9 protein-coding genes are annotated in these 11,847 nt (G+C 72.4%); 5 read left to right on the forward strand and 4 right to left on the reverse strand.

What is annotated here, in order from left to right; all coding sequences use genetic code 11:
* Positions 1-6: 6 nt before the first annotated feature.
* Together LX83_RS04260 and LX83_RS04265 are read right to left on the reverse strand one after the other, a co-directional pair.
* Positions 7-1,014, reverse strand: a complete 1,008-nt coding sequence (locus LX83_RS04260) for an ArsR/SmtB family transcription factor (RefSeq protein WP_253767250.1) — start codon at positions 1,012-1,014, stop codon at positions 7-9.
* A gap of 136 nt (positions 1,015-1,150) precedes the next feature.
* Entirely contained in the window at positions 1,151-2,782 is a 1,632-nt protein-coding gene (locus LX83_RS04265; protein ID WP_253767252.1) for an FAD-dependent monooxygenase, read from the reverse strand.
* Between the two features lie 80 nt (positions 2,783-2,862).
* Between LX83_RS04265 and LX83_RS04270 the strand changes: the two genes are divergently transcribed.
* Positions 2,863-3,597 (forward strand): TetR/AcrR family transcriptional regulator, encoded by a 735-nt coding sequence (locus LX83_RS04270; protein ID WP_253767254.1) that lies wholly within the window; start codon positions 2,863-2,865, stop codon positions 3,595-3,597.
* Between the two features lie 25 nt (positions 3,598-3,622).
* Here the strand turns inward: LX83_RS04270 and LX83_RS04275 are convergent, their stop codons facing one another.
* A complete protein-coding gene (locus LX83_RS04275; protein ID WP_253767256.1) occupies positions 3,623-4,642 on the reverse strand; it encodes a LacI family DNA-binding transcriptional regulator in 1,020 nt (339 codons plus the stop codon).
* 378 nt (positions 4,643-5,020) lie between these two features.
* On the opposite strand from LX83_RS04275, the gene LX83_RS04280 reads away from it, so the two are divergent.
* From LX83_RS04280 to LX83_RS04290, 3 genes are all read left to right on the forward strand, one after another.
* Complete coding sequence (locus LX83_RS04280) at positions 5,021-6,313, forward strand: MFS transporter (protein ID WP_253767258.1); 1,293 nt, start codon at positions 5,021-5,023, stop codon at positions 6,311-6,313.
* A 205-nt stretch (positions 6,314-6,518) separates the two neighbouring features.
* Positions 6,519-9,323: a family 78 glycoside hydrolase catalytic domain gene (locus tag LX83_RS04285; RefSeq protein ID WP_253767260.1), complete on the forward strand. Its 2,805-nt coding sequence runs from the start codon at positions 6,519-6,521 to the stop codon at positions 9,321-9,323.
* Between the two features lie 365 nt (positions 9,324-9,688).
* Positions 9,689-10,096: an amidohydrolase family protein gene (locus tag LX83_RS04290; RefSeq protein ID WP_253767262.1), complete on the forward strand. Its 408-nt coding sequence runs from the start codon at positions 9,689-9,691 to the stop codon at positions 10,094-10,096.
* A 39-nt stretch (positions 10,097-10,135) separates the two neighbouring features.
* On the opposite strand, the gene LX83_RS04295 is transcribed toward LX83_RS04290, so the two are convergent.
* On the reverse strand, positions 10,136-10,954 hold the full coding sequence (locus LX83_RS04295; protein ID WP_253767264.1) for a helix-turn-helix domain-containing protein: 819 nt from the start codon (positions 10,952-10,954) through the stop codon (positions 10,136-10,138).
* A 139-nt stretch (positions 10,955-11,093) separates the two neighbouring features.
* On the opposite strand from LX83_RS04295, the gene LX83_RS04300 reads away from it, so the two are divergent.
* Positions 11,094-11,531, forward strand: a complete 438-nt coding sequence (locus tag LX83_RS04300) for a hypothetical protein (protein ID WP_253767266.1) — start codon at positions 11,094-11,096, stop codon at positions 11,529-11,531.
* Positions 11,532-11,847 lie beyond the last annotated feature (316 nt).

Below are 11,847 nucleotides of genomic sequence, written 5' to 3' on the forward strand. Positions count from 1 at the left end.
GGCGGCCTAGTTCCGCGTTCCGGTCGGCGCGGGCGCGCGGAGCAGTTCCCGGCCGAGCGGGGTCAGGCTGTGCAACACGGTCTTGCCGACCCGGGTGGACGTGGCCAGGCCGGCCTCGCGCAGCACCGAGGTGTGCTGGCTGGCCGAGGCCACCGACATGTCGATCCGGTCGGCCAGGTCCGAGGTCGAGCACGGGGTGCGCAGCGCGAGCAGGGCCTGGGCACGGGTCTGCCCGAGCAGCGCGGCCAACCGCTTGGGCGGGCCGGCCTGGGGCGGCTGGCCCGGGGTGCCGGCCCGGCGCTGGCGTGCCGGGTAGACCAGCACCGGCGGCAGCTCCGGGTTGATGTAGGTCATCGGGTTGCCGAAGCAGAAGTAGGACGGGATCAGGATCAGGCCGCGCCCGTTCAGCATGATCGTCCGGTCGTCCGGGTAGGGCGTCTCCAGCACCGGCCAGCGCCAGCTGATCGGGGCCGGCAGCGTGTTGAGCAACTGGTCCACCCCGCCGGTGGTCAGGTTGTGGGTCAGCACCAGCCGGTCGGCGGCGACCTGGTCGTGGATGCTGCCCCAGTGCGGGCGGATCACCGCGTTGAAGTAGTCGCGCAGCGCCGTGACCAGGTTGGTCAGCACGGCGCGGTCACCCTCGGCCAGCGGGCGGATCCAGGACGGCGCCGCGCGCCGGGAGTAGGCCGCGGCCAGGTCCTCGCGCAGTTGGGCGCGGCTGGTGGCCAGGATCGCGTCCAGGCCCTGGTTCAGGTCGTTGACCTGCTCGGTCGGGGTGAGGAAGTCCGGGAAGTCGCCCTTGGCCGGCACCAGGGTGGACAGCAGCGGCAGCCGGGGCAGCAGGCCCAGGTCCCGGATGCGCTGGCGGGCCTGGTCCCACCAGGACCGGTGCTCCGGCCAGGTGGCCCGGCCGCGCAGCACGTGCAGGCTGAGCGCGAGTTCCCACATCGGGTGTGGACCCGAGGCGATGCGAGTCCGCAGGACATCTCCGGGGGTGAAGTGAACTCGCAACATGGCGGTACTCCAGCATCTCACCGTCGGTGCAGGGAATCTGGTGCCGGTGGTGGGCGTGTCGCTGTCGTGCTCGCAGGCATGGTAGATCAGTGCCCGCCCAGCATGACCTGAACGGGCACCGCGACGGCGTCCGGCGCTAGCAAGCCAGCACGCGGGCGAGCGCCTGGTCGAGCACGGTCACCGGATCGGCCACCGGACCCGCCGAGTGCCAGGCGACGATGTGGTCGGGCCGCACCAGCAGCGCGCCGTCCGGCTTGATCCCGGCCAGTGCCGGCCAGTCGATGTCGGGATCGGTGGTCAGCACATCGGTGTCGGCCGGCCCGCTCGCGCCGATCCGGTGCACCGACAGCGGCACGCCGGTGCGCCGGGCCACCTCGGCGCCGGCCGCGCACCACGCCGCGCCCTCACCACCGGTGATCAGCGCGAAGCCAGGTCCGACCAGATCCAGAGTGGACAGTCGTGGCCCGGAGCCGCGCAGCCACGCGTGCGGCAGGCGGGTGCCCGGCCGCCCCTCGGGCGCGTAGTGGTCAACCGGGGCGGGGTCCCGGCCGTCCGGCACGAACGCGCCCTCGGCGTACTGCACACCGAACATCGCGGTCACGAAATCGACCCGCCTGATCGTGCCGAGCACCACGGAGTTGACCATCGTGCCCAGGTGGCCGCCGACCTGGCTGGAGTACTCGGCGGTGGCGTAGGCCACCGGGTGGCGCTCCTGGTGGTAGCTGTCCAGCAGTGCCGGACCGGCCGTGCCGGCGAGCACCGCGGCCAGTTTCCAGGTCAGGTTGTGCACGTCCTGGATGGCGGTGTTGGCCCCGGCCGCGGCCATCGGCGGCATCACGTGCGCCGCGTCGCCGACCAGGAAGACCCGCCCCTGGGCGAACCGGTCGGCCACGTGCATGCCGGACTCCCACGGCATCACGCTGATGATCTCCACGGGCAGGTCGGGCACGCCGATGACGGCGCGCAGCAGTTCGACCCACCGCTCCGGTTCGAGGTCCTGGGCGAGCCGACCGTCCACAACGGAGTTGCTGGTGGAGAACAGCCACCGGTCGGTGCCGTTGATCGACACGAAGCCGCCGGAGGCGACCGGGTTGTCGATCGAGCACAGGTTGAACTCCCGGCCGCGCACCAGGTCGGTCAGGTCGGCGCGGAAGTACACGTCGAGGTTGTCGGCCAGGCGGCCGAGCCCGCTGCGCGGAATGCCGAGCGCCTCCCGGACCGGACTGCGCGCGCCGTCAGCGGCGATCACGTAGTCGGCCCGCACCGTGTGCCGCTCGCCGCTGGCCCGGTCCACGACCGCGGCGGTCACGCCCGACCCGTCCTGGCTCAACGACAGCAGTTCGGTGGCGAACCGCACGTCGGCGCCGCGCGCCACGGCCGCCTCGCGCAGCACCGGCTCCAGCACGTCCTGCGGGCACAGCACGCTGGGTGCCGGGGTGTGCTCACCCAGGGTGGCGTGTTGGGTGAAGCGGGCGGCCAGGTCGTCGGACACCTCCGGCGGCCGGGCCTCGGCCAGGGTGCGGCCGACGAGCATGCGGGTGAAGTTGGCCAGTGGGGCGGCCGCGCGCTCGACCCGGTCGATCAGGCCGAGCGCGCGGAACACCTCGGTGCTGCGCGGGTTGAACCGCCGGGCCTTGGGCTGTGGCGACGTGTCCGCATGCCGCTCGACCAGCAGGGACCGCACGCCGTACCGGTCGAGCAGCAGCGCCGCGGTCAGCCCGGACACGCCGCCGCCGACGATCAGCACGGGCACGCGTTCGACAGTCATCAGATCCTCCGTGTACGTCGTACATTGAATGTACGTTGTACACGTCGAGTACGATGTACACAACTTCCGAGGGGGTTCTGGTGAGTCCGAAGAGCACGCCGACACCGCCGATCTGGCTGCTGCCCGAGCCGCCGGAACGGCAGTGGGGCCTTGGCCGGCCCGAGATCGTGCGCGCCGCCATCGAGATCGCCGACGAGGCCGGCGCCGCCGCGCTGACCATGCGCGCGGTGGCCGCCAAACTCGGTTCGTCAACGCCGATGTCGCTGTACCGCTACGTGCACAGCAAGGACGGACTGGTCGACCTCATGCTGGACGCGGCCTGCGCCGAGGTGTCCACTCCGGACCAGCCGGGCGCGGACTGGCGGGCTGAGGTGACCGAGCTGGCGCGGGCCAGGTGGGCGATGGTCAAGCGGCACCCGTGGTTCGCCGAACTGGTGCACAGCCGGCCGCCGGCCTCCCCGAACGCCTGCCGCTACCAGGAGTTCTACCTGGCCACCTTCGCCCGTCTGGGGCAGGACCTGGCCAGGTCGGTGAGTTTCTACCGGCTCATCGACGGGCACGTCCTCGGCCTGGCGCTGCAACAGGTGGAGGAGCAGAAGATGTGGCGCCACAACAGCTTCACCTCGCTGGCGGAGGTGCGCGACACGGCTCGCGCCTGGTGGGGCCCGATGAACGAGGACGGCCCCTACCCGAACCTGGTCCGGTTGATGCGCGGCTACTTCGACGGCGGCGACGGCGCCCCGTCCCCCGGGGTGGACGAGCAGTTCGAGCTGGGCCTGGGCTGCCTGCTGGACGGGATCGCCGCCCGGCTGTGACCCGGCGCCGCGCCCGTGGGCGGACTCAGCCGCGCCGCACCCGGGTGGAGTCGCGGACCACGAGTTCGGGGGTGAACACCACGGTCCGGTGCTCGTGCTGGCGTTCTTCCCCGGTGCTCTCGGTCTCGGCGATGAGCAGCTCGGCGGCCGTGCGTCCCAGCCGGACGGCGGGCTGGCGGACCGAGGTGAGTGGCACGGCGGCGGCGCCGGCGAACTCGATGTCGTCGTAGCCGACGATCGCCATCTCCTCGGGCACCCGCACGCCCGCGGTCACCATGGCCTGCAACACGCCGAGCGCCAACAGGTCGTTGGCGCAGAACACCGCGGTCGGCCGGGGGCTCATGCCGAGCAGGCGGGCTCCGGCGTCCCGACCGGAGGCGACGTCCAGGCCGGTCGCGTCGAGCACCGAGAGGTGCCGCTGTGGCGGGGGAGCGCTGGCCAGCGCCGCGTCCACCCCGGCCTGCCGGTCCCGGCACTGGGTGAGCACGGTGGGCCCGTTGACGAAGGCGATCCGGGTGTGGCCGGCCTCGACCAGGTGTCGCATGGCCAGTTCGCCGCCGGCCACGTCGTCCACGGACACCGAGCACGCCTGGTCGCCGGGCACCTTGCGGTCGACGAACACGTGCGGGATGCCGCTGCGCCGGAACCGGTCCAGTCCCTCGCCCTCGGTGTCCACGGTGCTCAGCAGCACCCCGCGCACCCGCTGCTCGGCGAGCATGGCCAGGTAGGCCGCCTCGGTGTCCACCCGCTGACCGCTGTTGCAGGTGATCACGCTCAGCCCGGCGCCGTGCGCGGCCTGCTCGGCACCCCGCGCCACATCGACGAAGAACGGGTTGCCCAGGTCCAGCACGAGCAGGGCCATGATCCGGCTGCGGCCGGCCCGCAACTGCCTGGCGGACTCGTCGCGGACGTAGCCCAGTTCCTGGATGACCGACAGCACCCGCGTCCGCGTGGCCTCGGAGACCAGGTGCGGCCGGTTCACCACGTTGGAGACGGTGCCGATGGACACCCCGGCCCGTCGAGCCACATCCTTGATCCCGACCATGTCGTCCTACCGGCCGTCCAGAATCCGGGGCACTCCCTGGTGCCCGCACGCGTCGTGTCGGCGTCCAGCCTAACACAGATTCATGAAACGTTTCAGAAGAGCCGGTGGTGGCGGGCGCGGCGGCCCGCCGCGATGCGGTCCCGGTGCCGACTGGTGCGGGCACCGCGTGGTCACGACGGCGCGTGGTGTGCCGTGCGCGGAGGGGCGTGCGGCGTTCACCCGCCTCCGGAAAATCGCCCACGACCCTTGTGTGAAGTGCGTCGCATAGTTACCCTGCCGCTTGATACGTTTCAAAAAGTGATCCACGTCCCATCCGGCCGGTGGTGACGTGGGCCCAGCCGCCCGGACTCGGTAGTCAACGAAGACGAGGAGCAGCAGGTGACCTCTTGGGAAGCGGTCGGTGTCCACCCGTCCGAAGAGGACGGTGGCGCCGTTGTCACCCGCCAGCAGTGGAAGTGGACCGTGTTGGCGGGCATGGCCTCCTACCTCGACGCCGGCTCCATCGTGGCGTTGGGCGCGGGTCTGGCGCTGTTCCAGACCGAACTCGGGCTCAGCGGCGGCGCGGTCGGCGCGCTCGCCGCCATCGGGCCGAACGCCATCGGCGCGGCCATCGGTGCCTTCATCGGCGGCCGGCTCGGCGACCGCCTCGGCCGCAAGCGCATCTACAAGTACGACCTGCTGGTGTACGCGGTCGGCATCCTGTGCATCGCGCTGGCGGTCAACGCGCCGATGCTGTTCATCGGCACCGCCGTGGTGGGACTGGCCGTGGGCGCGGACGTGCCCACCTCACTGGCGCTGGTCGGCGAGTTCTCCCCGGCCAAGGCCAGGGGCAAACTGCTCGGCCTGACCCAGGTCGCCTGGAACGTCGGGCCGATGATCGTGCTGCTGCTGGCGCTGGCCCTGGCCGACCTGGGAATGCTGGGCATCCGCATCGTCTTCCTGCAGCTGTTCGTGGTCGCGATCATCACCTGGGCGCTGCGCAAGGGCATGACCGAGTCGGCCCGCTGGCAGTCGGCGGCCAGCTCGACGACCTCGACCGTGCGGCGGCTGCGCGGCCTGTTCAGCGGTGCCAACCTCCGCGCGATGCTGTGGACCGGCGGCATCTACCTCTTCTGGAACCTGGCCGCGGGCACCGCCGGCATCTTCACCCCGTACATGGTGCAGACGCTGGGCGCCGGCAACCAGGCCGTGAGCGTGGCGCTGTCCTGCGCCGGGTTCGTCATCGGCGTGCTGGCCACCGTCCTGCTCTACATGCCACTGGCCGACCGGGGCCACCGCACCCGCCGGATGATGTGGGCGGTCGGCGCGCTCATGCAGATCGTCGCCTACGGCGTGTTCCTGGTGCTCCCGTTCACCGTGCCGGTGATCGTGCTGAACGTGGTCATGTTCGGCGTCGGCGCGGCGATCGCCGGCGAGTCCGTCTACAAGACCTTCAGCCAGGAGCTGTTCCCCACCATGCTGCGCGGCACCGCACAGGGATTCACCTTCGGCGTCGCCCGGGTGGTGCTGGGTGGGTGGAGCCTGCTCGTCCCCCTGCTGGCGAGCACCGGCATCGGCGAGGTCGCCGCGTTGCTCTCGCTGTTCCTGCTGATCAGTGGTGCCATCGGGTTCTTCTTCATGCCGAACACCGCGGGCAAGACGCTGGAGCAGATCGAGGCCGAGCGCGCCTGACCGGTACGGCTGGCCAGGCAACGGCGAGGAGGGTGGCCCGCCACCCGGGGAGCGGGCCGACGCGTGGAGTGTCCGGCGCCGGCCACCACTGGGCGCTGGGCACCGGACACCGCCGGGACGACCTGGCGGCCGTGGCCGACCTGTGCGGCCCGGACGTCGTCACCATCCAACCTGGACACTGAGCAGACGCAGAGGAGAGAACCTGATGAGTGCCGCCGCGATCGCCGGACCGGTCCGCTTCGAGCACCGGGACACCGGCCTCGGCATCGGTACCGGCACCCCGCGCCTGTCCTGGCAGGTGGTTTCCGCGGACCCCACCTGGTCGACCAGCGCCCACGAACTCGAACTGACCACTTCGGACACTGCCGAGCCGGTCACCGTGTTCGTGACCGGCTCGGAGCAGGTGCTGGTGACCTGGCCGTTCGCGCCGCTGCCGTCCAGGACCAGGGCCAGCGTCCGGGTGCGCGCGGCGTGTGGCGCGGACTGGACCGAGTGGAGCGAGCCGGCACCGGTGGAGACCGGTCTGCTGCGCCCCACCGACTGGACGGCCAGGTTCGTCAGCCCCCGCACGCTGGGCGCGATCGGCCAGCCGGCCCCGCTGCTGACCCGGACGTTCACCCTGCGGTCCGACATCGTGTCCGCTCGGCTGTACGCGACCGCGCACGGCGTGTACGTGGCGAACCTGAACGGCGACCGGGTCGGTGACGAGGAGTTCGCCCCCGGCTGGACCAGCTACCAGCACCGGCTGCGCTACCAGACGCACGACGTGACCGCCCTGTTGCGGCCCGGGGAGAACACCCTGGACGTGCTGCTGGGCAACGGCTGGTACCGCGGCCGGTTGGGCTGGCAGCGCGCCAGCGCCGTGTACGGGGACCGGCTCGCCCTGCTGGCCCAACTGGAGGTCACCTACGCCGACGGCACGGTCGACCGGATCGTCACCGACGAGCGGTGGACGGCCCGCCAGAGCAACGTCCTCGCCGACGACTTCTACGACGGCCAGCACACCGACCTGCGCCACGACCCCGCCACCGCCGCCCCTGACCAGGTCGACGTGCTGGCCGAGGACCTGGGCCGGCTGGTCGCCGCCGAGGGGCCGCCGGTGCGGGTCACCCAGGTGGTGCCCGCGGTGACGATCAGCACCTCGCCGAGCGGCCGAACCCTGGTCGACTTCGGCCAGAACCTGGTCGGCCGGGTGCGGTTGCGGGTCCGCGGTGCCGTGGCCGGCCAGCAGGTCGTCATCCGACACGCCGAGGTCCTGGAACACGGCGAACTCGGCGTCCGTCCACTGCGGACGGCCAAGGCCACGGACAGCTACGTGCTGGCCGACGCCGACAGCGTGGTGCTCGAACCGGCGCTGACCTTCCACGGCTTCCGCCACGCCGAGATCACCGGGGTGACCGATCTCCGGCTCGACGACGTGGAAGCCGTCGTCCTCGGCACCGACCTGCGCCGCACCGGCTGGTTCAGCTGCTCCGACCCCGACCTCAACCAACTGCACGAGAACGTGGTGTGGAGCATGCGCGGCAACTTCCTGGAAGTGCCGACGGACTGTCCACAGCGGGACGAACGCCTGGGCTGGACCGGTGACATCCAGGTGTTCTCGCCCACCGCGAGCTTCCTGTACGACACCGCCGGCTTCCTGTCCAGCTGGCTGGCCGACCTCGCCGCCGACCAGCAGCCGGACGGGTCCGTGCCGTACGTGATTCCCGACGTGCTGCACACCACCGCGCCCACGGCGGCCGCCTGGGGCGACGCCGCGACCGTCGTGCCCTGGGTGCTGTACCAGCGCTTCGGCGACACCGGAATCCTCGCGCGCCAGTTCGACAGCATGCGCGGCTGGGTGGACCGGATCGCCGCGCTGGCCGGGGAGAACCACCTGTGGGCCGGCGGTTTCCAGTTCGGCGACTGGCTGGACCCGACCGCGCCGCCGGACGACCCGGCCGCCGCACAGGCCGATCCGGACGTGGTGGCCACCGCGCACCTGGTGCGGTCCGCCGAGATCGTCGCCGACGCCGCCGCCGTGCTGGGCCGCGCCGCCGAAGCCGACCGGTACGCGGCACTGGCCGAGGCGGCCAGGCGGGCGTTCGCCCGCGAGTACGTGACCAGCTCCGGCCGGGTGCTCAGCGACGCGCCCACGGTGTACGCGCTGGCCCTGCGGTGGGCGCTGCTGCCCGAACCGGCGCAGCGCGAGCACGCCGGCGCGCGCCTCGCCGACCTGGTGCGCGCGTCCGGTTTCCGGATCAGCACGGGCTTCGTGGGCACGCCGCTGATCACCGACGCGCTCACCTCGGTCGGCGAACACGACCTCGCCTACCGGCTGCTGCTGCAGAAGGCCTGCCCGTCCTGGCTGTACCCGGTGAGCATGGGCGCCACCACCATCTGGGAACGCTGGGACAGCATGCTTCCCGACGGCTCGATCAACCCGGGGGAGATGACCTCGTTCAACCATTACGCGCTGGGCGCGGTGGCCGACTGGATGCACCGCACCATCGCCGGCCTGGCGCCGAACGCGCCCGGCTACCGGGAGATCCTGGTCCGCCCGGTCCTGGGCGGCGGCCTCACGCACGCCTCGGCCAGGCACCACACGCCCTACGGCACGGCGGCGGTGGCCTGGCGGCGCGCGGACGGCCGCTTCCACCTCGACGTGACCGTGCCGGTCGGCACGACCGCCACGGTGCACGTGCCCGGGCGGCAGGAGGCGGTGGTGGTCGGCCACGGCCAGCACTCCTGGACCACGGCCGACCCGGTCGGCACCCGGCTCCCGCTGACCGCCACCTCGACCGTGCGGGAACTGATGGACGTGCCCGAGGCGTGGGACGCGGCCGTGGCCGTGCTCGTCGAACACGGCCACGGCCGCGACGACGTGGACATCGCCCGCAAGGCAGCGCCCTATGTGGACGCTCCCGCGGTCGAACTGCCCATCGCCATCTCCCGCACCACCGGCATCGAGGGCACTCCCGAGGTGTGCGAGCGGATCGAGAGGATCCTGGTGGGTCAGGGGAAGCAGTGACGCCACTGGGCGGCCAGGACCCGGCAGGCCGGTGCGGCGCCGATCGACAGCCCCCGTGCCTACCTGGTGCGGATCGCGGTGAACCAGGCCCTGGCCCGGCGCGCCGCGATCAACCGCCGGCGGGGGACCTACGTGGGGCTGGCCCAGCAGCGCCGGCTTGCCGCCGGCCACGACGACGTCGCCGACATCCGCAGCGCCGGGCGCGCGGCCGGGCTCACCGTGATCGCGCACGCGATCACCGCCCAGGAGGTCACCACCGCGTTGGACGCGGGCGTGGACGGCCTGGCGCACGTGTGGTCCGACACCGGCGGTGGCGAGTCGGCGACCGAGGAACTGGCCGCCAGGGTCGCCGACAGGGCGTGTTGGTGGTCACCACACTCGCCTACTTCGAGGCGATCACCGAGCAGAACCGGGTCGCCGGCGGACCCGAGCGGCCCGACCGGGACGGCAACGCCAAGCGGGTCGCCCGGGCACTGCACCTGGCCGGTGTGCCGCTGCTGGCCGGCACCGACGCCACCCCCTACGTGCCAGCGCACGGCAGCGGCCTGCACCGGGAACTGGTGCTGCTGACCGAGGCCGGGCTCAGCCTCACGCAGGCGCTCGCCGCGGCCACCAGCGTGCCGGCCCGCCACTTCGGGCTGACCGACCGGGGCCGCATCGCCCCCGGGCTGCGCGCCGACCTGGTGCTCGTGGACGGTGACCCCACCCGGGACATCACCGCGAGCGGGTCCACTGTGGACGTGTGGCGGCGTGGCGCGCGCCAGCGACGCTGACCGCCGCAGGTTGGTGGCGCCCACCCGAGCGGAGCCGGTTCACCGAGCACCCGCCTGTTCCGCCAGATCACGCAGGGCCGAGGCGGTGAACTCGTCCAGGGGGTAGAACAACTCGATCGCCAGCTCCGCGAGCGTGACATCGGCCGGGGCGCCGAACGTGGCCATGGTGCTGAACATGGACAGCTCGCCCAGCGGGGTGCGAACCCGCACCGGCAACTGCACCGGGCTCGGCCGGAGCGCCGCGCCGTCGGCTGGCTCGTCCGCGTCCACCGGAACGGGGTACCGGCACACCTCCTCGTACAGCTCGCGCAGTGCCGGGTCCCCGGTGGCGTTGACCTGGCGGACCAGCCGTTCGAGGAAGAGCGTCCGCACCTCGGTGAGGTTGGCCAGGCGGGCGGCCAGCCCGTCGGGGTGCAGGGTCAGCCGGAACACGTTCGGCCGTGGCGTGAGCAGGTGCGGCGGCACCCCGTCCATCAGCACGGACATGGCGCGGTTGGCCAGGTGCACGTTCCAGCAGCGGTCGACGACCACGGCCGGATAGGGCTCGTGCGCGGTCAGCATGGTGTCCAGGGCGGAACGCACCGACGCCAGGTACTCGTCGTCCAGGCTGCTCTCCCGGTAGGCCGGCGCGTAGTCGGCGGCCAGCAGCAGGGCGTTGCGCTCCCGCAGCGGGATGTCCAGGGCGGTGGACAGGCGCAGCAGCATCGCTCGGCTGGGGTGCGCCCGCCCAGTCTCCACACAGGACAGATGCCGCGCGGAGGTGCCCGCCAGGTGCGCGAGGTCGAGCTGGCTGAGCCTGCGGCGCTGCCGCCACTCGCGCAGCAGGGCCCCCGCCCGTGCCGGCTGCTGGGTCGTCACGACTCGCACGATAACCAGCGGCGCGGCCGCGTGGCCATGACCTCCGAGGTCATTGAGTTCATGCCCCCGAGGAGTGAGGGTCTGCCCAACCGGCCGAGCACATCGGGACGGGCTCCGCCACGGACTCAGGGAGATCGCGATGAGCACCAGGAACACCGCGGCGGCACCGGCGGCCGCCGCTGGCCAGGACGGGGCACGCCTGCTCCGCGCCAGCCTGCGAGTCGACGGCTGGGGCACGGCCGCGTTCGGTGTTGTCATGCTCGCCGGCGGCGGCTGGCTCAGCGGGCCGCTCGGCCTGCCGGCCACCTGGTTCGTGCCGATCGGGATCGTCATGCTGGCCGGGGGCGTCGCGCTCGGCCTCATCGCCCGGCGTCCCCGCGTCCAGAGTGGAGCGGCCGTGGCGGCCATCACCGCGAACGTGTTGTCCGGTGCGGTGATCCTGCCGCTGGCGGTCGCCGGTGTGCTGCCGCTGACCAACCAGGGCACCGCGTTCATGGTCGTCGGCGCGCTGTGGGTGCTGACCTTCGCCGCGCTCACCGCCGTCGGCCTGCGCCGCGCCACCGCCGCCAGCCGGTAACAGCTCCACCCCCCGAGGACTCCCCGTGCCGGACCAGTTGGACAGCACCACCGAGGACTGGGCCGTCAAGTAGCCCCGTGGACCGTGCCGCGATCAGTCGTCTCTGAGCCGTCGCGCACCGTGTCCGAACGATCGACCGCGGCGATGTGCCTGGTGACCGGGGATCGGTGCACACGTGGGCAGGAGAGGGCCCCTCCTGATTCTGGAGTTCACCCACGAACCAGCTGTTGCGCGCGTGGAGAACGAGGACGCCACCGGGTGGGGTAACCGAACCGGGTGGTGGACGCTCACCTTCGCCGGGGTGCCGGGAGTCGGC

Source organism: Goodfellowiella coeruleoviolacea (genome assembly GCF_024171785.1).
GTDB lineage: Bacteria > Actinomycetota > Actinomycetes > Mycobacteriales > Pseudonocardiaceae > Goodfellowiella > Goodfellowiella coeruleoviolacea.